The sequence below is a fragment of the Methylomonas sp. Kb3 genome, assembly GCF_002834115.1.
GTDB lineage: Bacteria > Pseudomonadota > Gammaproteobacteria > Methylococcales > Methylomonadaceae > Methylomonas > Methylomonas defluvii.
Window position 1 is genome coordinate 1 of record NZ_PIZT01000004.1, and the last position, 22,989, is coordinate 22,989.

General features: G+C 50.2%; 22 protein-coding genes and 3 tRNA genes. 12 read left to right on the forward strand and 13 right to left on the reverse strand.

The annotated features are described in order from the left end of the window. Nucleotides 1-205: 205 nt before the first annotated feature. The 3 genes from CWO84_RS02905 (at nt 206) to CWO84_RS02915 (ending at nt 2,649) form a co-directional block, all read left to right on the forward strand. Nucleotides 206-904: a class I SAM-dependent methyltransferase gene (locus CWO84_RS02905; protein ID WP_165385919.1), complete on the forward strand. Its 699-nt coding sequence runs from the start codon at nt 206-208 to the stop codon at nt 902-904. 28 nt (nt 905-932) lie between these two features. Further along, nucleotides 933-1,700 carry a hydroxyacylglutathione hydrolase gene (gloB, locus tag CWO84_RS02910; RefSeq protein WP_033157110.1) on the forward strand — a complete coding sequence of 256 codons (768 nt, stop codon included), beginning with the start codon at nt 933-935 and terminating at the stop codon, nt 1,698-1,700. A gap of 85 nt (nt 1,701-1,785) precedes the next feature. Then, nucleotides 1,786-2,649: a glycosyltransferase family 2 protein gene (locus tag CWO84_RS02915; RefSeq protein WP_033157111.1), complete on the forward strand. Its 864-nt coding sequence runs from the start codon at nt 1,786-1,788 to the stop codon at nt 2,647-2,649. 1 nt (nt 2,650) lies between these two features. Here CWO84_RS02915 and CWO84_RS02920 read toward each other — a convergent pair whose 3' ends face one another. The 12 genes from CWO84_RS02920 to CWO84_RS02975 all read right to left on the reverse strand — a co-directional run bounded on the left by CWO84_RS02920 (nt 2,651) and on the right by CWO84_RS02975 (nt 13,261). Then, nucleotides 2,651-3,784 carry a methyltransferase gene (locus tag CWO84_RS02920; RefSeq protein ID WP_033157112.1) on the reverse strand — a complete coding sequence of 378 codons (1,134 nt, stop codon included), beginning with the start codon at nt 3,782-3,784 and terminating at the stop codon, nt 2,651-2,653. 250 nt (nt 3,785-4,034) lie between these two features. Continuing rightward, complete coding sequence (locus CWO84_RS02925) at nt 4,035-4,835, reverse strand: TatD family hydrolase (RefSeq protein ID WP_033157113.1); 801 nt, start codon at nt 4,833-4,835, stop codon at nt 4,035-4,037. Nucleotides 4,836-4,883: 48 nt separating this feature from the next. Further along, the gene (locus CWO84_RS02930) at nt 4,884-5,237 is read right to left on the reverse strand and encodes a PilZ domain-containing protein (RefSeq protein WP_033157114.1); all 354 of its coding nucleotides are present in this window, start codon (nt 5,235-5,237) and stop codon (nt 4,884-4,886) included. A gap of 4 nt (nt 5,238-5,241) precedes the next feature. Next, a complete protein-coding gene (locus CWO84_RS02935) occupies nt 5,242-6,246 on the reverse strand; it encodes a DNA polymerase III subunit delta' (RefSeq protein ID WP_033157115.1) in 1,005 nt (334 codons plus the stop codon). After that, nucleotides 6,246-6,872 (reverse strand): dTMP kinase, encoded by a 627-nt coding sequence (gene tmk, locus CWO84_RS02940; RefSeq protein WP_033157116.1) that lies wholly within the window; start codon nt 6,870-6,872, stop codon nt 6,246-6,248. Before tmk ends, CWO84_RS02935 begins: the two co-directional genes overlap by 1 nt. Next, the gene (gene mltG, locus CWO84_RS02945) at nt 6,869-7,858 is read right to left on the reverse strand and encodes an endolytic transglycosylase MltG (RefSeq protein WP_308441626.1); all 990 of its coding nucleotides are present in this window, start codon (nt 7,856-7,858) and stop codon (nt 6,869-6,871) included. The genes tmk and mltG overlap by 4 nt, the downstream gene beginning before the upstream one ends. A gap of 2 nt (nt 7,859-7,860) precedes the next feature. Next, the gene (gene pabC, locus CWO84_RS02950) at nt 7,861-8,682 is read right to left on the reverse strand and encodes an aminodeoxychorismate lyase (RefSeq protein WP_033157118.1); all 822 of its coding nucleotides are present in this window, start codon (nt 8,680-8,682) and stop codon (nt 7,861-7,863) included. 30 nt (nt 8,683-8,712) lie between these two features. After that, nucleotides 8,713-9,957, reverse strand: coding sequence for a beta-ketoacyl-ACP synthase II (fabF, locus tag CWO84_RS02955; RefSeq protein WP_033157119.1), 1,245 nt, complete (start codon nt 9,955-9,957; stop codon nt 8,713-8,715). A 90-nt stretch (nt 9,958-10,047) separates the two neighbouring features. Then, a complete protein-coding gene (acpP, locus tag CWO84_RS02960; protein WP_013820083.1) occupies nt 10,048-10,281 on the reverse strand; it encodes an acyl carrier protein in 234 nt (77 codons plus the stop codon). A gap of 177 nt (nt 10,282-10,458) precedes the next feature. Then, entirely contained in the window at nt 10,459-11,391 is a 933-nt protein-coding gene (locus CWO84_RS02965) for a hypothetical protein (RefSeq protein WP_033157120.1), read from the reverse strand. A 206-nt stretch (nt 11,392-11,597) separates the two neighbouring features. After that, on the reverse strand, nt 11,598-12,473 hold the full coding sequence (gene draG, locus CWO84_RS02970) for an ADP-ribosyl-[dinitrogen reductase] hydrolase (protein ID WP_033157121.1): 876 nt from the start codon (nt 12,471-12,473) through the stop codon (nt 11,598-11,600). Further along, complete coding sequence (locus CWO84_RS02975; RefSeq protein WP_033157122.1) at nt 12,470-13,261, reverse strand: NAD(+)--dinitrogen-reductase ADP-D-ribosyltransferase; 792 nt, start codon at nt 13,259-13,261, stop codon at nt 12,470-12,472. Before CWO84_RS02975 ends, draG begins: the two co-directional genes overlap by 4 nt. A 306-nt stretch (nt 13,262-13,567) precedes the next feature. Between CWO84_RS02975 and aqpZ the strand changes: the two genes are divergently transcribed. The 8 genes from aqpZ to CWO84_RS03015 all read left to right on the forward strand — a co-directional run bounded on the left by aqpZ (nt 13,568) and on the right by CWO84_RS03015 (nt 17,653). Further along, nucleotides 13,568-14,257, forward strand: coding sequence for an aquaporin Z (gene aqpZ / locus CWO84_RS02980; RefSeq protein ID WP_033157123.1), 690 nt, complete (start codon nt 13,568-13,570; stop codon nt 14,255-14,257). 176 nt (nt 14,258-14,433) lie between these two features. Next, a complete protein-coding gene (locus CWO84_RS02985) occupies nt 14,434-14,688 on the forward strand; it encodes a hypothetical protein (protein WP_033157124.1) in 255 nt (84 codons plus the stop codon). A 225-nt stretch (nt 14,689-14,913) separates the two neighbouring features. Continuing rightward, nucleotides 14,914-15,684 carry a hypothetical protein gene (locus CWO84_RS02990; protein WP_101051760.1) on the forward strand — a complete coding sequence of 257 codons (771 nt, stop codon included), beginning with the start codon at nt 14,914-14,916 and terminating at the stop codon, nt 15,682-15,684. 17 nt (nt 15,685-15,701) lie between these two features. Continuing rightward, a complete protein-coding gene (locus CWO84_RS02995) occupies nt 15,702-16,304 on the forward strand; it encodes a hypothetical protein (protein ID WP_129871347.1) in 603 nt (200 codons plus the stop codon). A 467-nt stretch (nt 16,305-16,771) separates the two neighbouring features. Further along, on the forward strand, nt 16,772-17,317 hold the full coding sequence (locus CWO84_RS03000; protein ID WP_033157127.1) for a hypothetical protein: 546 nt from the start codon (nt 16,772-16,774) through the stop codon (nt 17,315-17,317). A 50-nt stretch (nt 17,318-17,367) separates the two neighbouring features. Then, a tRNA-Gly gene (locus tag CWO84_RS03005) sits at nt 17,368-17,443 on the forward strand. Between the two features lie 48 nt (nt 17,444-17,491). Next, a tRNA-Cys gene (locus CWO84_RS03010) sits at nt 17,492-17,565 on the forward strand. A gap of 12 nt (nt 17,566-17,577) precedes the next feature. Beyond that, a tRNA-Gly gene (locus tag CWO84_RS03015) sits at nt 17,578-17,653 on the forward strand. A 162-nt stretch (nt 17,654-17,815) separates the two neighbouring features. On the opposite strand, the gene CWO84_RS03020 is transcribed toward CWO84_RS03015, so the two are convergent. Further along, the gene (locus tag CWO84_RS03020; protein ID WP_101051761.1) at nt 17,816-21,742 is read right to left on the reverse strand and encodes an FAD/FMN-binding oxidoreductase; all 3,927 of its coding nucleotides are present in this window, start codon (nt 21,740-21,742) and stop codon (nt 17,816-17,818) included. A 451-nt stretch (nt 21,743-22,193) separates the two neighbouring features. Here CWO84_RS03020 and CWO84_RS03025 point away from each other — a divergent pair, with 451 nt between their 5' ends. Beyond that, entirely contained in the window at nt 22,194-22,967 is a 774-nt protein-coding gene (locus CWO84_RS03025) for a VWA domain-containing protein (RefSeq protein ID WP_101051762.1), read from the forward strand. Nucleotides 22,968-22,989: the final 22 nt, after the last annotated feature.

The following is a 22,989-nucleotide window of genomic DNA, read 5'->3' on the forward strand; positions in this document are numbered from 1 at the left end:
TGAACGAGTTCTTGCAGCCACAGAACATTCTGATGCCGGTGTTGAACATCGGCCTGCCGGATCGCTTCGTCGAGCAAGGTAGTCGCGAGGAATTGCTGGCATTATGCAGCCTGGATACTAAGGGTATCTTGGCTAAGATTCGGGCGGTTTGTGCGTAAACAGCCCGATGTTACAGAGCTATTTCAAGTCCTTGTACCAACGCACGATGTCGGAAGCGTATGCGTTGGCGGCCAGGGAAATAGTATCGGCGCTAAAAGAGAATGGCGGAGCATGTCTTGACTGTGGTGCCAACAGCGGCTATTGGTTTGATCGCCTTGCTACCGAAATAGGTTTAACCCACGCTCAATATCACGGCATCGAGTGGGATAGTGACAGCGTCAATGCGGCCCGGTTAAAGCAGCTTAATGTTCAGCAGGGCGATCTGAATAAAAAGCTGCCTTTCGAAAACGACAAATTCAGCTGTGTATTCGCGCTTTCTGTTTTGGAACATTTACTAAATGGCTGTCATTTTCTCAAAGAGACGCATAGAACATTAGAGCCAGGGGGCAAACTGGTGCTTTTAACCCCAAACATTAGCACTTATTTCACCGCCGCCCTGATTCTTGCCGGAAAAATGCCCTCTAGCGGCCCACACCCCGACTCGGATATTTTGCTGAAATCGGAGGAAGTTTTTAAGGTCAGCGCAGATGAACTTCACTGGGATACCGAGTCCGATACACCTGTTCACCGCCATTTAGTGGTATTCAGTTACTTGACGCTGAAAAAATATCTAAACACTATTGGTTTCTCACAAGTCACGGGGTATGGCTTTGGCTTATATCCGCTGCCAAACTTCATTCAGCCTGTTTTTGAAAAAATCGATCCTTACCATTGTCACCAAATGGTCTTCATTGCCAGAAAATAATTATTGATTAACTATTGCACATAGATAAATGTTAGAAATCCTGCAAATACCGGTTCTACAAGACAATTACATTTATCTATTACAAGACACTTATTCCGGATTGACCGCCGTGATTGACCCCGCCGTTGCCGATCCGGTTATCGATGTTTTAGTCGAAAAATCCTGGCAACTTGATTACATTTTTAATACCCATCATCACAGCGACCATATAGGCGCCAATTTACAACTCAAGCAGCAAACCGGCTGCAAGATCGTTGGCTCGGCAGCCGACCAGGCGCGTATCCCCGGCATTGACATACTGCTCGGCGACGGGGATGTAGTTAAACTCGGCAATCAGTGCTTTCAGGTCATCGACACACCCGGCCATACCGTAGGGCATATCGTTTATTACAGCGCCGATAGCCAGGCTTTGTTTTGCGGCGACACTTTGTTTTCGCTGGGTTGCGGCCGATTGTTCGAAGGCAGCGCCGAACAGATGTGGCATTCGTTGGAAAAACTGAAAGCCTTGCCGGCCGAAACCCGCATCTACTGCGCCCACGAATATACCGCCGCAAATGGCCTTTTTGCGTTGTCGGTTGATCCGGACAATCCGCAATTGCGACAGCGAATTGATCAAGTCGCCGAACTTCGCCAACAAAACCGCCCCACCCTTCCCTCGACTATCGGCCTGGAATTGGCGACCAACCCTTTTTTTAGGGCGCACGACCTCGGCATTCGCAGCAATATCGGCATGACAGACCAATCCGACTTGGCGGTTTTCAGGCAATTACGCCTATTGAAAGACCAGTTTCGATAAATCGACCCCAGCTGTCGATACCCTTTAATTCTGCTAGACTGTTGTCCACATTTCGGCATGTTTCCTTGCCAACCTTTGGATTTTCATGAATAACATCCCGTCGATCAGCATCGTCATCCCCGCGAAAAACGAATCTAAAAATCTGCCGTCCTTTTTACCGCTGTTACATCTGCTGTACCCGGATGCGGAAATTCTGCTGATAAACGATGGCTCGACGGACGATACTGCCGCCATCGCTCGCGCGGCCGGTGTCACAGTGATTGATCACCCTTACAGCATGGGCAACGGTGCGGCGATTAAAACCGGAGCCAGACATGCAAAAAACGATATTTTGGTGTTTATGGATGCCGATGGACAACACGACCCCGGCGACATTCCGGCGTTGCTTAACAAACTGAACGACGGCTACGATATGGTGGTCGGTGCCCGAAACGCCGGTAGCCATGCCTCATTATTCCGACGTCTGGCGAATAAGTTCTACAATAAGCTGGCATCAATGATGACCGGACACAAAATAGAAGATCTTACCTCCGGATTTCGTGCGGCCCGAGCCAACAAATTCCGCAAATTTCTTTACTTGTTACCCAACGGTTTTTCTTATCCGACCACCAGTACGATGGCGTTTTTTCGCTCCGGCTTCCCGGTAGCCTACATTCCTATCCACGCCGGCAAACGCAGCGGCAAAAGCCATATCCGGCTGATGCATGACGGTTTTCGATTTTTTATTATTATCTTACGGATTGGGGTGCTGTTCTCGCCCATGCGGCTATTTTTACCCATCAGCAGCATAGTATTTAGCTTGGGAGCCGGCTATTACGGCTACACCTACTTCACGGAAAACCGATTTACCAATATGAGCGCAGTACTGTTTTTGTCGTCCTTGTTTATCTTTCTGATCGGCATCGTTTCCGAACAGATTTCATCCTTACATTATAAAAATATCGAATAGCTCAAACCTTCACGCTGCTGAAAATCACAAACTTGGCATTTGCCGCCAGCTGCCGGCAATTGCCGAATAATTTCTTCAGCGCCAGATGATAGTTCAAATGGCGATTACCGATTACCCGTAACTCACCGCCCTTACGCAAGACCTTATGTGCCTGCCGGAACATCTGCCAGGCAATATGATCGCCTATGGTGTGCTGTTGATGGAACGGCGGGTTACAGACTATGCAGTCTGCACTGTTCTCCGGGTAATCGCTCAAACAGTCGGCAACTAAAAAATCGGCCTGCCGACTATCGGCAAAAGCCGCCGCAAAATTTTCTTTGGCCGAGGCGATAGCCATAAACGATTCGTCGATAAACCCTATTCGCGCATTTGGGTTTTGTTTTGCCAACATCACGCCGACGATGCCGTTACCACAACCCAAATCGATAAAATCTCGGTACTCGGAGTTTTGCGGCAGATGCTCCAATAAAAAACGGGTGCCTATATCCAGGCTATCGCGAGAAAATACGTTGGCGTGATTGCAGACCGAAAGATCGCTATTCTCCAACTGATAGCGCGTGGGATAAGGGTTTTCCGGCAGTTGCAGATTTTGATCCACACTGGCAAAAATCAGTCTAGCTTTTTTCACCGCCAAAGAGGGCTGCGTGGGCCCGACCAAGCGCTCCAGCAATTTCCAGGTGTTTGGCGGTAAGGTCTTTACCATACCGGCAGCGATTACCCGACAATCAGCCTTCAACAACGGTTTAAGCCTATGCAATTGATACTCCAGCAAAGCCATGGTTTTGGGGATTTTAATCAGTAGGTAATCAATGTCCGCTTCCGGTAGCGACAGGCTATCCAACAAGCGCACTCGCTCGTGGTCTATGCGATTCAATGCCAGATTAATACGTGTCGCCTGCTGCGAAAGCCAGGAATCGGACATAGCGGTTGGCCGGTAAGCGCTTAGCGAAACTGCCAACGCACCGAAGCTGTCATTGAGGATGACGATACTGCCATGCTCGGCAATGCCTGCGGCAGCCAGGTGATTTAACAGATATTCGTCAGCAGCATCCCAAGCCCGCAGCAGTTCATTTTTGCGAAAAGGTAAGCGCTGGAGTTGAAAAACTCCTAGCGGACTAGCTAATTCCAGATCCATATTCCGAGAAAAATAAAGTTGCTATACCCCAGGGCATAAAAGGTAGATAGATGTCATGACGGCACTTCAAGGAATTAGGTTAACCGCCAGGGCAGCGACAATTTGCCACGCGGCAAAATGCCACATTTTCAGGACAGTGTCGCTTCAGTAAACTGCAAGCAACTCTTGTATGCGCCCCTATGGGGAATGAGAGTTATACCCCACCTCTCCGAACGGCCGGTCCATCGCAACATGGACCCGGTCGTTTTTTTTAGCTAGCCCGACGTAGCTTATCGGCCGAAGATCCGGCAAACAGGCGATAAAAGTTCTCGGTCGATTGCTCGGCAATGGCTTCGACAGAGGTTCCGCGCAAATCCGCAATATGTTCCGCCACGTAGCGCACATAGGTCGGATAATTCGGTTTACCGCGATACGGCACCGGCGCCAGATACGGTGAGTCGGTTTCAATCAGAAAACGGTCGGCTGGTATTTTACGCGCCACATCTTTGATGGCTTCCGCGTTCTTGAAGGTCACGATGCCCGAAAAAGAGATATAGAAATTCAAATCCAATGCTTTTTCCGCATAAGCCCAATCCTCGGTAAAACAGTGGATAATCCCGCCCACTTGGTCCGCGCCTTCTTGCCGCAACACATCCAAGGAATCCTGCCCAGCTTCGCGAGTATGGATAATTAAAGGCTTGTTGAGTGTCTTGGCGGCGGCGATATGGGTGCGAAACCGTTGAAACTGCCATTCCAAATCGCCCTCGCTACGAAAATAGTCCAGCCCCGTCTCACCAATGGCGATCACTTTTTCGTTATCGGCCAACTGCAGCAAGTCATCCAGCGTGGGCTCACGCCCATCATGAACATTTGGATGCACGCCCACCGACAAGGAGATGTCCGAATACGGCATGACTTGCTCCAGCATAGCCGGATAGGCTTCCATATCGATAGCAATACACAGCATATGGCTGATCTGGGCCGCGCGTGCCGCTTGCATGAAGGTATTGAAATCATTAGCGTAGGGCGCCAAGTCGATACGATCAAGATGGCAGTGGGAGTCGATGAACATGAGTTTAGAAAAGTAAAGACAAGCGGCAAAGTCCGCCCGCAAAAGTGTTTACATGGTGTGCGTGGAGCGATCAGATTCTAATGCACCGGCCAGATAGGTTTCGATTTTATTGCGCGCAGCACCACCATCCTGATCACTGAATTGCACGCCAATACCGGCGGCGCGATAGCCTTCCGCGCCGGACGGCGTTTTCCAGATAATTTTACCGGCAATCGGCAAGCGTTCAGTTTCGTCCATTAAATTCAGCAACATGAACACTTCCTCACCCATCTCGTATTCGCGTTTGGTCGGGATGAACAAGCCGCCATTTTTCACGAAGGGCATGTACGCCGCATACAGCGCGTTTTTATCCTTGATCGATAAGGACAGGATACCTTGTCTGGGTGCTGCTGATTCTGCCATACGCTTAGTGTCTATTCAGTTGCGACCAGCTAATCAATAGCTGCTCGACCATCAATTGTTTATTAAGTTGCGTGTTCAATTGCGACTTGGTGGTAAGCACATTATCGTAAAACCGATAGAGGCGTTTCAATTCTAGCCGCTGGGCGAGGGCTTGCAAGGCATTTTTCAGATCCGGATTGGCAAGTTCCAGCGATTCCGCCCGGTAAGCGCATTTAACAATATCAGCGACCCAGCTTGCCATCCAGCGTAACACCACGGCCAAATCAATCTTTTCCTGCTTTTGCCAGAATTCGGCGACGGTTAACAGATTCTCTTTGCCTTGTGCCACTTGCAACCAGGCGTCGAAATACTGCTGCCGGAGCTGAATCATATTGAGTTCGGCGTATTGCTGAGCCAATAGCGGCGAGCCTTGGGCCAGAGTTAAGAGCAGATCGGCCTGCTCTCCGACACTGCGCTGCTGCCGCAACCAAGTCATTGCCAGTTCGTGAGCGGGGGTTACGCAATCGATTTTCTGACAACGACTGCGAATCGTCGCTGGCAAACGGCTCGGTTGCTCGCTGATCAACAATAAGCACGTGCGTTCGGTCGGCTCTTCCAGACATTTCAAAAACGCATTCGCCGAAGCCGTATTCAAGGCATCGGCCGGCTGAATAATCACCACGCGGTAGGCATGGTCATATTGCGGCTTCAACGCCAGCTTGACGATTAACTGCCTGATTTTGTCGATACCGATGGCCTTGCCCGGTTCGTCAGGTTCTATCGTCAGAAAATCGGGATGGGTTTGCGCATCGAACAATTTACAAGCAATGCAATGACCGCAGGCACTCGCATCGGCCAGCGGCGCGTGACACAACAGGGTTCGGGCGTAATATCCGGCCAAATGCCGTTTGCCTTGCCCTGCCGCGCCGGAAAACAGCAAGGCTTGCGGGATGCGTTGTTGCTCGATATAACCGTGCAACTGCCGCCAATTATCCTGTTGCCAGGGGTAAACCTGCATTTGGGTAGACATCAATCGGCCCACAAGCCTGCCAACTCAAGGCGCAACTGCTGTTGCACCTCGCTGAGCGGCAAACTGGCATCGATAATTTTGTAACGACGCAAATCCGTCGCGGCACGTTGCAAATATGCTTGCCGGACTCGGTCGAAAAACGCTAACTGTTCGGTTTCAAACCGGTCCAGTTCGCCCCGATGCTTGGCGCGCTGCATGCCGATTTCTATCGGCGCATCGAGGACAAAGGTCAAATCCGGCCGAAGCGTGCCCTGCACGGTGTTTTCCAGCCAGGCTATGGTGTGTAGATCCATATGGCGGCCTCCGCCCTGGTACGCATAAGTAGCGTCAGTGAAACGGTCGCACACCACCCACTGCCCTTGCTGCAACGCCGGCAAGATCACTTGTTGAATATGTTGAGCGCGAGCCGCGAACACCAACAACAACTCGGCTTGCTCGGTCAAACTTTCCGCTTGCCGTTCCAACAAAATCCCGCGAATCTTTTCGGCAATGCCGGTACCACCCGGCTCGCGGGTCAGTACCAACGGGATGCCTCGTTCTTCCAGCAGCTGTTTGATAAATTGCAGATTGGTGGACTTGCCAACGCCTTCTCCACCTTCCAGCGTAATAAATCGTCCGTGTGTCATCGTTGATATTGATCGACGTATTTTTCGTGTTCAGCCAAGGTCGAAGAAAACGCATGGCGGCCATTGCCGCGGGCGACAAAAAACAAAGCATCACTATTATCCGGGTGCAAGGCGGCTACTATCGCCTGCTTGCCCGGCATTGCAATCGGTGTGGGCGGCAGGCCTTCGATGATATAGGTGTTGTAGGGTGTGGGTTCGCGCAAATCTTTATGCCGGATATCGCCATGGTAATCGTCGCCCATGCCATAAATGACGGTAGGATCGGTTTGCAACAACATGCCTTTCTTTAAACGCCGCGCAAATACCCCGGCGATCTTTCTGCGCTCTTCGCCGGCGCCGGTCTCTTTTTCGACAATAGACGCCAAAATCAACGCCTCGTAAGGGTTTTCCAAGGGCACGCCGTCATCGCGTTTTTGCCATTCTTCGTTCAACACCGCTTGCATGCGATCATGCGCACGCTTAAGCAAATCGACATCGGAGGTATTTTTTTCAAAGAAATAGGTGTCGGGAAAAAACAAACCCTCCGGATGATTCTTATCCGAACCGATTTGCGCCATCAGGTCTTCCAATTGGTTATCGGTCAGCGTGTGTTGCAGGTTGGGGTTGTTTTTGATGGTATTGAACATTTGCTTAAAGGACCAACCCTCCGGAAACGTAATCGAATACTTGCGGGTTTTACCATCGGTCAATTGTTGCAGAATGTCGGCGGCGGTAGAACCTTTCGCTAACACATACTCACCCACCTTCAACAAATGGTCGAGATTTTTCCGATAGGCAAACAACCGAAACCATAAGCGATTCACCGTCACCTGCTGGGCACGCAGATTTTTCACCACCGATTCCAGCGTATCGCCTTTTTTAATTTCAATCACGGTTTCGGTCATGACGACCGGCTTTTTTAGAATCAGTTGATAGTGCATGCCGGCCCAAATCGACACCAAACCCAATACCATCAATAATGTAAATGCGATAATGCTTCTAAACACTGCTATACCTCTGCCATGCGGGCTGCGTTGAGCAAGTCTTGCAAGCGCCGGGTGATGGCGCCGACACTAAAAACTTGCGCTTCCAGCCGTTTAATCGGCCAGATACCGATTACCGAGTTGCTGACAAATAGCTCGTCAGCCTGCAAAACGGCAGTTTGATCGATTGCTTGCTCAAACAACGGTAGCTTGCTGCACTGCGCGAACGCCATAATCAACTCTCGCACAATACCGGCGACGCCGCATTGTCCCAACGGCGGCGTGTATAAACTGCCTGACTTGACGATGAATAGATTACTCATCGTGCCTTCCACGACCTGGCCTTGAGTATCCAACATCAAACCCTCTTGAATCGAATCATCTTGCCATTCCGCTCTGGCTAAAATCTGCTCGAGTCGATTCATGTGTTTGATACCGGCCAAGCTAGAATTCAAAGACAAACGCTGTTCGCAAAAACGCGCGGCGATGCCGTCTGTTTGAAATTGCAGGGGATAATCGGGGTAAGGATGCAGGCTGAACAGCCTGGTAGGGATAACTTGCTCTGGCTGCCGGTAACCGCGGCCACCACTGCCGCGCGTGACCATCAATTTCAACACGGCCCGCTCGCTGGATTCGCACAATTTCCGGGCTTCCGTGTCGAGCAAGACAGTATCCGGCATCGGGATTCGCAGCCGGCGACAACCCTCTGCTAAGCGTGTTAGGTGGCGATCAAAAAACAGCGGTTTGCCCTGCAATACTTCGACAGTCTCGAATAGACCGTCGCCGTATTGAAATCCTCGATCAGCAACATCGACACAGTGTCTGTGCTCGCCGTTCAATAAAAACATAGCCAGACGACACTGCGGAAGCGGAAACGCTTATTGGTAACGTTTGAAAACCAGAGAACCGTTGGTGCCACCAAACCCAAACGAGTTGGAAATGGCAACATCGATGTTCATGTTTCTGGCTATGTTCGGGACATAATCCAGATCGCACTCAGGATCGGGATTTTCCAAATTGATGGTGGGTGGTGCGATTTGGTGCTGGATAGCCAATGCCGTCAATACCGCTTCGATGCCACCCGCCGCGCCTAGCAAATGACCGATCATAGACTTGGTGGAACTGACGGCCAATTTATAAGCGTGATCGCCTAGCGCCAACTTCATGGCATGCGTTTCGCCAATATCTCCAGCCGGCGTCGAGGTGCCGTGGGCATTAATGTAGTGCACGTCTTCAGGATTAACTTTAGCGTCACGCATCGCATTGCGCATGCAACGCGCCGCGCCTTCGCCACCTTCAGACGGCGAAGTAATATGGTATGCGTCGCCACTCATGCCGTAGCCAACCAGCTCCGCGTAAATTTTCGCCCCGCGCGCCTTGGCATGCTCCAGTTCTTCCAGGACTACTACTCCGGCGCCGTCGCTGAGGACGAAACCGTCACGGTCGCGGTCCCAGGGTCGGCTAGCAGTGGTAGGGCTGTCATTACGGCGCGACAAGGCTTTTGCCGAAGCGAATCCACCCATCGCGGTCGGCGAGGTCGTGCAGCGCTCTGCACCACCGGCCACCATCACATCGGCATCGCCGTATTTGATCAGGCGCGCAGCGTCGCCAATATTATGCGTACCGGTTGAACAGGCGGTGACGATGGCAAAGTTGGGGCCTTTCAAACCGTATTTGATCGACAGATTACCGGAAATCATATTAATGATGTTGCCCGGCACAAAGAAAGGCGAAATCCGTCTTGGTCCGCCGGCCACGTAGGTGGCATAGCATTCTTCAATACCGGTAATGCCGCCGATGCCGGCGCCGATAGCCACACCGATCCGCTCGGCATTTTCTTCGGTGACTTCAAAACCGGAATCCTCAATCGCCTGGCAGCCCGCTGCAATGCCGTAATGCACGAAACCGTCCATGCGCTTGGCATCCTTCTCGGCAATATAGTCGCCGATATTGAAATTTCTGATGACACCGCCGAACGTCGTTGCAAAAGGGGATATGTCAAATGAATCGATCGGACTAATGCCGCTCTTCCCGTTGACAATGCCATCCCAGGTATCGGCAACATTATTGGCTAACGGCGTAATGGCGCCTAAGCCCGTTATAACAACTCGACGTGTGCTCACAGTAAACTACCGGTAAAAAAAGAAGACAACCAGAGAAGGGAGATAAACCGGCTAGTGGATGGCAAGCACCCACTAACTTTTGGAAACAACTTACTGCAGATTGGCGTTGATGTAATCGATAGCCAATTGGACTGTGGTGATTTTTTCAGCTTCTTCGTCTGGAATTTCGCATTCGAATTCTTCTTCCAGAGCCATGACGAGTTCAACTGTGTCTAAAGAATCAGCACCAAGATCGTCAACAAAAGACGCATCGTTCGCGATTTCTTCTTTTACGCCTAATTGTTCTGCGACAATCTTTTTTACTCGTTCTTCGATATTACTCATATTTTTTTCCTCGAACAATGCAAATGCCTGACTGCGAGCACTTACCTTATCTTTAGTGTTGTATTAATTGAATTTGCAATCTCGTCACTGGCCTTGCCTAACGACAGCGCGGATTATACTTTATGTTCCAAAAAATTCACAACATTCGCCCGCGACTAGGCGATTCGCGGCCTGAGGCTATGTTTTCCCGCTCAAATTTTTAATAATTTCTTCCAAAGGCACCAAATTCAGTTTGATCCGGAACAAAACTGCCTGGTTCTCCAACACGCCAAAACATTCGTAGGTACGCAGCATGATACTGGTGTGATTCAGGGTTTTATCCGGGGACTCCGGCAGTTGCTTGACCAGAATATGCAGCTTGTCGTTGTTTTTCAAAGTCGCCAGATGCACGCGATCCACTGAAATGTCGTGAGAGGTGTATACCATCGGATTGCGTTTGAAGTCGTGGTTTTCCAACTGCGCCTTCTCCAGCAACGCGCCGGACGTCAAACTGCAGGGAAACACTTCCGGATACTGCGCCACCTGCAACAACTCGTCGAAATAATCCGACTGTTCCGCAAACGATCCGGACAAAAAGTTCTTGACGTTGCCGTTATTCATCCACTTGCGCTTTAAAAAAAACTCGGTGCCGGGCACCACGGTTTTATCGCATAGGGCATTCAAATCCGGCAGGCCGCTTAAATCAGTATCCGCTAAAAACAAAGGCTGTTTGGTTTCTTTTTTATACCCCAGCAAAATGGTTTTGCCTTGCGACTTTATCGCGATGCGATTGGTCAAAGTCAGCTCGGGTATTGTCGCAATCAAGGTCTTTTTAATATCCAGCGTCATCTCTTGCCGCGGCCGCAAGGCATTAACAAAGATGATCTGATAATTACTAAAACGCAGCTGATTGTCGGCGATAATCTGGTCTTCGTGATGCGCCTCCCGGTATAAGCGCATCTGATATTCGATCAAAGTATTTAACTGAAAGCCCAGCACGATCGGGCCTTTAAACGGATTGTGCGTGACCTGCAGCCATTTATGCTTGTCGTGAAACAAGTTGAAATCGTCAGATGCGTTGCGGGCGACTTCGATATGAATTTGTTCGAAAGTAAACGATTTATCTTTCATCGATGACCAATGACAGTAGATATGAGCCGGCTATTCTAGGCTGATTGCGGTAAATCAGGAAATAACGCACCAAACCAGCTTGTTCTGAGCCGACAACAATCCTCGGCCTGGACCGGAAATCAGCTTACTATCGACATATCCTTACTAACTTGGTTAACGACAAGCCATCTGCATATCTAATGACACAAAAACCGCCGGTGTGCTTATCAGTTATTCATCTTGATAAGTGCCGCTACCTGCCCGCGTATTTCTGCACCGACCCGACTATCCAGTTGAGCCAGCCACCGCTCCGGAATCTGCGCCAATCCATACTTGGCCCCTGCCAACATCCCGGCCAAGGCACCCGTCGTATCGGCATCGCCGCCCTGATTCACGGTAGCAATCAGGCAAGATTCGAAATTATCGGTATTGAAGAAATAATGCAGCACCGTCTGTGTGGTATCGACGATGTAGGCCGAGGCTTTACTCGGATAAGGGTGGTAGGCAAATTCGCTGTATTGGTTGATCAAGCGTTTGGCCTCCAGTAAACAGGCTTCAACAGGTTGTCCATGAATCAACTGGTTAGTCATTCGACCCAATGCCAGCGTAGCAGCGTCGGACAATGGATTATGGTGGGTGATGTGGCTCTGCTCCAGACTCCATAATTCGAAATCATCCGGCCGATTTAGCGTCGCCAACACCACCGGCAAATTACGCATACAGGCGCCGTTACCGGCGTCATCTTCACGCGGCAACCCCATCAATACACCTTCATCACGATACCGCACGAGGCCGCGTCGGCAAGTATTGCCCACATCCGGCGGATCGCTTTCCAACCAGGCGAGAAAATTGTCGGCCACAGACTTCAAATTCCAACCTTGATGCTCAATGATAGCCCGCCCCAAGGCCAGCGACATTTGCGTATCGTCTGTCACCTGCCCCGGCTCCAAACCCAGCCAGCCGCCGCCTATCATTTCGGTATGCACGCCGTAACGACTCTGAATTTGCTTCGGCGACATGAATTCCACCGTCGCACCCAGCGCGTCACCACAAGCAAAACCCAGGTAAGCACCCAGGGCCCGATCCATTAATTGCTCATTCATCGCAACACCTTCACTCGATAATCACCGCCAATCACCAAATATTCGGCCTCGCCGCGCAAGGCGTGGTGCGGCAACAAATCGTTAAAAAACACCAGCTTCACCATCGGCACCTCAACCTCCAAAACATAGCCGCCAAATTCGCTGGCGATGCTGTAGCGGTCGGTAAACGACACAATGCTGTTGAAATGCACAATCTTGTGCTCGCGGCTCCAATCGCCCAAGGCATTGACCCCTCGATAAAGGGTTTTGTGGGTTGCAGCCGGCACCTGAAAGCGCTCGATCACCCACTGGCAAAACTCATATAACAAATCCAACTGCATGTAGATGCAATTATTGTGGTAGCGGCTGTTCATCTTTTCTTCGATGTAAGTTACCCAGTCCTTACTCATGAAACTGCTGATTTGTTGTTTATGGTAATTGGGGAACAGGCCAAAGCGGCTTTCCACCCAACCCTTCAGTACCGCACCTTGAGCGTTATTGGAATCCAGACCCCAATCTTGAATCAGGCGCAGATAGCTGTTGCGGTAACGCCGCCGGCCGTCGGCATCGTCGCGTAAACGCTGCTCGGTTTCGAAGCCGAATACCACGCACATGTAGTCTTGAAATATCCGCCCGCAATCCGCCAACGAGGCTTGTCCGGCCAACTGCTCAAACAGTCCGGGCGCGGATTCTCGGGTTCCGGCGATATGCAAGGGCTTGGGGTATTCGTTAAATAGGTGACTGGCCAAACACGCCGTCGCCATGCCGATCAAATTGGTACTGTGGCCGTGCAGGGAAATATCGGGCATGGGGGCTAACTGAGAAGAATGTCGGACACTGATAAGCCCTAATTCTCACATCGAATAGGGAAATTAGCCATACGAAATAAACTTTCCCGAACTATTCTTCCGGAATTCCCGGTACCACAAAACGCTCTCGATTCCGCGCAACCGGCTAGCTAGCTGGAAATAGCAAGCACCAAGCAAGAACCTAGCCGTTTATTGTGATTGACATCACACAAAGACAGAGAATACAGTGCGCTAGCCAATTGATTATTAAACAAAAAACAAGCGATCAATAACAGGCAAAACAATAACAACACACAGGAGAGTCATATGAAAAAGTATGTAGCCGAGTCCTTCGGGACATTTTGGTTGGTTCTTGGTGGCTGCGGTAGCGCGGTGTTAGCCGCTGCATTTCCGAATGTGGGCATCGGCTTGCTCGGCGTTTCGCTGGCGTTCGGTTTGACAGTACTGACCATGGCCTATGCCATCGGCCATATTTCCGGCTGCCACCTCAATCCGGCGGTATCGGTTGGCTTGTGGATGGGCGGCCGCTTTCCGGCCAATCAATTGTTGCCTTACATCGTTTCGCAAGTGCTCGGCGCGATTGCGGCCGGCGGCGTGTTGTATTTAATCGCCAGCGGCAAAGCCGGATTCGACGTAGCCGCCGGCTTTGCCTCCAACGGTTACGGCGAACATTCGCCGGGCGGCTACTCCCTATTGTCCGCATTAATTACCGAAGTGGTGATGACCATGATGTTTTTACTGATCATCCTCGGCGCCACCGACGCCCGCGCCCCTGCCGGACTGGCGCCTATCGCGATTGGCTTGGGCCTGACATTGATTCACCTGATCAGCATTCCGGTCACCAACACTTCAGTCAATCCAGCGCGCAGCCTGGGTGTGGCGGTTTACGTCGGCGACTGGGCCTTGGCGCAACTCTGGCTATTCTGGCTGGCGCCGATTATTGGCGCGGTTTTGGGCGCATTGATTTATCGCTTTATCGGCAGCCCGGACGAGTAACCCCCGAGCTTACTTCAGCGCGGTTCAGTAAGCCTTCGTCATTCCCGCGAAAGCGGGAATCCATTTTGGCAACAGGGCTACCTGCTGCGCGTCAGTGACAATATTAGGGCCGGATTAATCAGGCATCGCCAGCCGGCCAGCTATCTTGAAATCAACATTTCGCCAGCGATTCTGATATGGATACAAAAATCTACAAAGGCCGATCAAATGTATCCGGCGCAATTGCGCTAAATGACGGCTACTTCATCACTGCGGACGACGAAGACAACGAACTAAGCGTGTTCGACCATCTGACGCGAAATCCCGCCGATCTCGAAGAGCTGAATATCCAAGCCGCGTTCTTTTTTCCGAATAATGAAAACCAGATCGTACTGCTAAGCGACGAGAGCGAGGACAAGAAAAGCTTTCAATGCGTTTCTGTGGCGCTTTAACAGGGAAATACCCGGTTTTTAGATTCGAATTAAATAAGGTAAAAAACGCCCCGCTTTGAATATTTCTACTTTCACCCGGAAGAGCTTCAATAACAAAGCGTATTTGAGCAGGCGACTCGAACCTGCCTTGTATATCACCCTGGTTAGGGCGATGCACAGACACCACATCATTACTTGCTACATACACTGCACAAAATAACACTCAAATAATATTGGAAAAGTAAAATGGAAAACTTTGTTATATTGATTGGCGGCCCAGGTTTATTTATGGGTTGTGATAAAGCTCATGACCAGCGTTGGTCAAATTATATTGTGCCATTGCAATTGGCTGCGATGAAAAACTTGTACAATAAACAACCCAAGGAGTTAATTCATTGGGTATTATACGAGCCGCCTTATAAAAAAAGATGGGATGCTGACTCAGTTATCACCAAAGCCGAAGAAAAGGAAGATGACGGATATAACCTACACAGTATCCGAAAAATGGCAACAGATAAATTAATAGCAGCGGGCGGCACCAGCTATATAAATAAAATTCAAACCATTGCTAAAACCTACAGCATTCAATACAAAGGAATTAATCAACCAGAAGACTTTTGGAGCTATCTGCTATCACTGAGCGATAACTCTATTAGCCGGGTTTGGTATAGCGGACATGCTAGCGGGGATGGATTAATGCTAGCTCTTACTCATAATTCGGCATGTCAAGCGGCTGCCTTTGCTACTGATATGATATATAAAGCAGATATTTTAAAAAATAGCGCTCTAGTTAAGAAATTCATCAAAAAACCCAAGCAGGTTTCAAAATTTTATGGATGCTATACCGAAGGCTTCGCAAAAACCTGGAATGGAGTTTTCGGCGTAGCTAGCGCGGGGGCAAAAAATAAAATCGATTTTGGCGTTGTCGATACTCCATCTAACATAACAAATATAATGGAACGGATTGAAAAAACACCCACTTCACTCGGTAACCCAAACTGGACGGAATACAAATAATGTATATAACAGTCCTTGTGAAAACCATCATTTTCGCGTTGCTTTTAATACTTAGCTTCAGCTGCGATGCTGTAAATACCGAACAAAAAAATCTTGAACTTCTTTTACCAAAATCCTTTGAGCAAATATATCTCGCCAAATTTGGCCTGGACTTTCCTAAAACTTTAGACATTTTAAATAGATGCATTCAATATAATGACAAGCAATGTTTGAAAGCTTATAACGAGGTTACGGAAGGAAAAAAAACACTCCAATCCATTTCTTCCTCTCATGCCTTAGAAACAACACTAAATATTATTGAAAAATCCTGTCTTTCCAAAGATGAAAACCTGGCAAATTTTACTTGCTATGGCGGCATTATATCCTTGTATTTTTATAACTCTCCGGAACAGGATGCCAAAATTCTTCAGCGAATTAAAATCTATCCAAAGAAGATTAAAAACATGATCTTTGATAATGAATTCCATTGGTTTTACAACAGGCCAAATAAGGATGCATGGATAAGCGCGGTATCAACGATGGATGTGGATTGGAAAAATGACACTTACAAACAATATAGTTTGAACCTTTTTAGAAAAAGCATTGAAGAAGCAAAAGGTGAAACTTGGGTATCGAAATAGGACCGCAGATTGGTTTGGAGGAAAACCAGTTTTCCTCCAAGATTGATGGATTAACCAGTCCAGCGTACTCTTCCGCCTCCACAACCTTAGCCAACTCCCGATTAGTCGAAAAACACACCCTCGAGATAGCCTCCAAAAAGAACAAGTCAAAGCAAAAATCGCATTCATGATCAGACCAAAAAGATCTCACTCCTATCATCACAGCCCCGAGTACCACAACAAGCACTGTCAAAGAATCCAGATATAAACCGGCAACTCCGAACAGGACAATCACATCGACCACCCCCATGCAAAGACAGCAAACCAGCGATCCAATTAGCTTTTTTATCCCAGCCTGTTCATTTTTGCTACAGTTCCCCTTAAGATACGACCCAATGACTAAAAAAATGAATGCTTGAAATGTTCGAACGGCGTGGTAACTTTAACCACTTAAGCATAATAATAACTAGCTTAAGAGGAAACATCGCATGAGCCTTGACGAAAACAACAACGAGACTGAAGCCCAAAATCAAGCTGAAGAGCCTAAGCAACCGGAAACAAGTTCAGCCGCTGATTCCGCCGTAGCGGCAAAAGATGCGGCCGGAAATATTGTCGCTAACCTGTTGGCACTAAAAGAATCCAATCCTAAAGTATTTTTTGGCGGCGTGGGCGCTGCGGCGCTGGTCTTGGTCGCCTTGATTTTTGGTGGTGGCTCCGATGCCAAATTGCCTGTTCACCAAGCCAAAGCCATGGTTCCCGGTCAGAACTACGTGTTGAAAAGCCCCAACACTTATGACCCAAATGCAACTGTAAGATTGGTCTCCGTTCCCGGCTCCATGGCCGCTTACGATGATACCGAAGAAAATGACCGCGACGGCGCTTGCAAACACATGCCGCTTAACACTCCTGTAAAACTGATTCAATCTCAAGCTGACACCACCGACAAAAATGTTCTGTGGGCGGAAGTTGAGATCACTGAATCCGGCGAATGCCAAGGCCGAAAAGCCTGGACTTCGGCAATAAACCTGCAATAACTGTTGACACAAAAAAATATCTTTTTATAATACGCAGGATAGTAAGCCAAGCGGGAATAGCTCAGTTGGTAGAGCACGACCTTGCCAAGGTCGGGGTCGCGAGTTCGAGTCTCGTTTCCCGCTCCAAATTTGAAAAGCCGCGGCAAATCGCGGCTTTTTTATTGTCCTTATAAAGGCTGCGTAGCAAAATGGTTATGCAGCGGCCTGCAAAGCCGTATATACCGGTTCGATTCCGGTCGCAGCCTCCATTACTATATTTTGCGGGAATAGCTCAGTTGGTAGAGCACGACCTTGCCAAGGTCGGGGTCGCGAGTTCGAGTCTCGTTTCCCGCTCCAAATTTAAAAAGCCGCGATTTATCGCGGCTTTTTGTTGTCCGAAGATAAGTACATCCCTCATCATCAAAGATTGGACAAGCACAGCCTTTGCGGCAAAGAGGGCTTTCGTCTTTATAGCAAAGCCGACTGAAATATCAGTCGGCCGCCCTCAACAATATTCCCCTACACTAAAACCCGCTCAACACCGCCGTTGCTCACCCGATCCAAATACCCGGTCATCCAGTTATCACCCAACACATGCTTGGCGATTTCCACGACGATGTAATCGACTTCCATTTGCTCGACTTCGTCTTCGAACCGCTGTAAGCCTTGCATGCACGAGGGACAGGAGGTCAACATCTTCACCGCGCCGTCGTAGCCGTCTAACCGTAATTTAGCCGTGTCTTTCTGCAATTCTTCCGCCTTACGAAAACGAATCTGCGTGGAAATATCCGGCCGCGCCACAGCCAAAGTACCCGACTCGCCGCAACAACGCTCAGATTTAACAACCGGCGCACCAATCAACTGATTGACCACTTTGATCGGGTCTTGCTGCTTGAACGGACTATGACACGGGTCATGATATAGATAACGCGCGCCATTCACGCCTTCCAAGCGCACGCCTTTTTCCAGCAGATATTCGTGAATATCGATCAGGCGGCAACCGGGAAATATTTTCTCGAATTCATAATCCTGCAACTGGTCCTGGCAAGTACCGCAGCTGACCACCACGGTCTTAATATCCAGATAATTCAAAGTATTGGCTACCCGGTGGAACAACACCCGGTTGTCAGTGGTAATTTTCTGCGCCTTATCAAACTGCCCGCCGGCGCGTTGCGGATAGCCGCAGCACAAATAGCCAGGGGGCAGCACAGTTTGCACACCAATCTCGTACAACATCGCCTGCGTCGCCAATCCGACCTGCGAGAACAAACGCTCCGAACCGCAACCGGGGAAATAAAACACCGCCTCTGAATCGGTGCGGGTTTTAGCGTGATCGCGAATGATGGGCACAATCTGCCCGTCTTCGATGTCCAGTAGCGCCCGCGCGGTTTTGGTCGGTAAATCGCCAGGCATTTTCCGATTCATGAAATGAATCACCTGCTCGCGCACTGGCGGCTTGCCGACCGTGGCAGGCGGCTGCGCGATCTGCGCTTTGCTCCACGGTTTTAACAGCGTATTGCCGATGCGTTGCGCCTTGTAGGTCCAATCAATCATCGCCGTGCGCATCGCTTTGACAGTGTTTGGGTTGGACGCCGTCAAAAATGCGATGGCCATGGTTTTGGCCGGGTTGAAACTTTGCTTGCCCATCTTGCGCAGCAGATTGCGCATATTCATCGACACATCGCCGAAATCGATGTCCACCGGACATGGATTGAAGCATTTGTGGCAGACCGTGCAATGGTCGGCGACGTCTTCGAACTCCTTCCAATGGGTAATCGAAATCCCGCGCCGGGTTTGTTCTTCGTACAAAAACGCTTCGATCAATAATGAAGTCGCCAAAATCTTATTGCGCGGCGAATACAACAAATTGGCCGGCGGCACATGCGTGGCGCAGACCGGTTTACACTTGCCGCAACGCAGACAGTCTTTCACCGAATCGGAAATCGCGCCAATATCGCTTTGCTGCATGATCAAGGACTCAAAACCCATCAAACTAAACGACGTGGTATAAGCCGAACGCAAATCGGCACCCGGCATCAACTTGCCGCGGTTAAAACGCCCTTCCGGATCGATGCGGTTTTTATAGGCATGAAAATCCGCCAACTCGTCCTCGGTCAAGAATTCGTATTTGGTGATGCCGATACCATGTTCGCCGGAAATCGCCCCGCCCAATGAACGCGCCAGGGCCATGATCCGCGCCACGGCAGCATTGGCTTCTTGCAGCATTTCGTAATGATCGGAGTTGACCGGCAGATTGGTATGCACGTTGCCGTCACCGGCGTGCATGTGCAGAGCCACGAATACGCGACCGCGCAGCACCTCTTTATGCAAAGCCTCGATGCGCTCGACGATGGGCCGGAAGTTATCGCCTTCGAAAATTTCCCGCAAGCGTGGCAGCAATTCCAGCTTCCACGACACCCGTAACGAATAATCCTGCAAGCGATGAAACAAAATCGGCTCGACGGCACGATTGCTCAGTTCGCCGGCCTGGATACCTTGTGACGCGAAGGCTTTTTCGGCTTCGGCCAACGGCAAATCCAAATTATCGTAAATCCATTGCCAGCGCTGCTTTACCGTGTCTACCGCATCCAACGCCAAGGCCCGACGCTCGTCCAACAATTCGGCTTTATTCACGCCTTCTTCGTAGGCTCTAAGCGGCAAGTCGCCGCCCAGCAGCTCAATTAAGGCACTGCATAAGCGCAATTTATTATTCAGTGACAATTCGATGTTGATGCGCTCGATGCCGTCGCAATAATCGCCCATCCTCGGCAGCGGAATCACCACGTCTTCGTTGATTTTGAAGGCATTGGTATGCCGGGCAATCGCCGCGGTGCGGCCGCGATCCAGCCAGAATTTCTTGCGGGTTTCCGGGTTCACGGCGATAAAGCCCTCGGCGCCGCGCGCATTACATATGCGCACAACTTCGGACGCCGCCATCGCGACTTGGTTTTCATCGTCACCGACAATGTCGCCGATCAGCACCATTTTCGGCCGGCCGTGGCGTTTGGCTTTGGTGGCATAGCCGACTGCTTTGACGTAGCGTTCGTCCAGATGCTCCAAACCAGCCAGCATCACGCGGCTAGCGCCCTCTTTCGGCAAATCCGCCAGGTAATCGCGAATTTCGACGATAGAAGGCACCGCCTCGCGCACCTGCCCGAAGAATTCCAGACAAAACGTGCGGCTAACCGGCGGCATTTCGTGCAGAATCCAGCGTGCGGAGGTGATAATGCCGTCACAACCCTCTTTTTGAATACCGGGCAACCCCCCGAGAAACTTGTCGGTCACGTCCTTACCCAGCCCGGTCTTGCGGAAAAAACTGCCGGAGATCTCCAGCGTTTCTTCACCCAGCAATTGCTTGCCGCCGGCATCGAAGCGTTTCAGCAAAAATGCGGCTTTGTCTTGCTCATGGATCTTGCCCAAATTGTGATTCAGCCGCTCGACTTCCAGCCAATTTCCATCGGGCGTCACCATCCGCCAGGAAGCCAAGTTGTCCAGCGCCGTTCCCCACAGCACGGCCTTTTTGCCGCCGGCGTTCATCGCAATATTGCCGCCGATGCAGGATGCGTCCGCAGAAGTCGGGTCGCAGGCAAACACCAAACCGGCCTGTTCGGCGGTTTCCATCACCCGTCGAGTCACTACGCCGGCGCCGGTGTAAATCGTCGCATACGAACACTCCACGCCCGGTAATAGCGTATGCCGCTCTACCGCCCCCATCACCAACAGCTTTTCGGTATTGATCACCGCCGAATAAGCATTGAGCGGCACCGCACCACCGGTGTAACCCGTGCCACCGCCGCGAGGGATGATAGTCAAGCCCAGCTCGATACAGCCGCGCACCAAATGCCCGACTTCATCTTCCGCGGTTGGGTACAGCACCACAAACGGATACTCCACCCGCCAGTCGGTGGCATCGGTGACATGGCTGACGCGGGCGAAACCGTCGAAGCTGATGTTGTCCTTGCGGGTGAATTGCGACAGCAGGGATAGCACGCTACGTCGCAATTGCGCGGTACGTTCGAAATGGGCTTCGAATTCATTTACAGCCTGATGGGCAGCAGCAATCAATTGCCCCACTCGCTCGGCCCGCCCGGTATGCTGATTCTCCAGTTCGGCTTGCCGACCCTCCATCTGCCCCAAACGATGCCGCAAGGCTTGCAGCAAGGCGCGCCGCCGCTTGGCATTATCGAGCAAATCGTCTTCGAGATAAGGGTTACGCTGTACCGCCCAAATGTCGCCCAATACTTCATACAACATCCGCGCGGAGCGCCCGGTAATTCTCTCACCGCGTAACGACTCAAGCACCCACCACATGTCTTCGCCGAGCAGACGGATGACGATTTCACGATCAGAAAACGAGGTGTAGTTATAAGGAATTTCCCGCAGTCGCGCGGGCGTTGCATCATCGGATACTGGGAATAATTGAGAAGCCACTGGCAATCGGCGCATAGGAAGTCATAATGCGCCGAATTTTAGCATGTCATCCGCGCCAACCCCTTAAATATCCACCTGCACCAGGAGGCCACCGATCATCAAAAAAACCACCTGTTTGCCAATTTACCAATTTGCCTTGTAACCGGCACGGCGAGTCTTTTGTTTATTTCAAAACAACAAATTGAAAACCATCGAACTTCCGGTCTTGAAATCTAAAACCAATCGATAGTCCGCCGCCTAAAATAGTGTCGATTTTTTTTACAAAAAAAATACGTCGAACAATCCGTTCAAGTGCAAATTATTGAAAATAATAAGGTGGCCCAATACTTGCTTTTTATGAATTGCTTTCCCCAACTAAGAGACACTACCTAGCAATCGGGACTCGTCCAACGAAAACGCTTTGCCAGGTAAAAACGCTCCGAACTGCTGGGGAGTTAACTTGAATGGAACACTTTTTGGAGATCACATGAGAAAAATCCGCAAACTCACTTTGGCTGCGTCAATGGCGGCCACCTTCGCACTAAGCGCATTTGCGTCCAGCTCAGCCAATGCCGGCACCATCCAACTTGGCTTTATTCTCGACGAATCAGGCAGCATTGGCTCATCTAACTGGAATATCATCAAAAATGGATTATCCAACGCTGTTAATAATTTGATTCCGCTGAACAGCAACTATGAAATCTCTGTCGTGACATTTAGCAGCTCTGCGACCGCGGACATTCAAAACTTCCTCGTCACAGACGCGGCCAGCCGCACATCACTGGCCACGAGTATCGCCAACCTAGGTTATAGTGGTGGCGGCACAAACTTTACAGCGGCATTCGACACCATGCGAACCACTCTGGCGGCGTCTACTTTGAATATCGATTTTTCTTACGTAAATTTTGCAACAGACGGAGTCACAAGCAACGAAGCAACCGCAATTACCGCGCGCAATAATTTGATTGCTGCCGGCGTGGATAACATCAGTATCGAAGGCATTGGTAGCGGGGTGGATACTGCCTATCTGCAAAACAGCATTTGCTACCCGGGTCCTTGCGACACAACCTCACCTTACAATTTCCCAACTCAAGGCTTTTACATTGGCGTTGCTAACGCGACTGCTTACGCAGCCGCGATTGAAAACAAAATTCGCGTTGTGACCCAACCAAATAATACTGTACCCGAACCAGCAAGCTTGGCCTTGACCGGGCTGGGCTTGTTTGGCATCGCCATGTCTCGCCGCCGTAAAGCTGCATAATCAACACTAAGCTGGGCTTTCA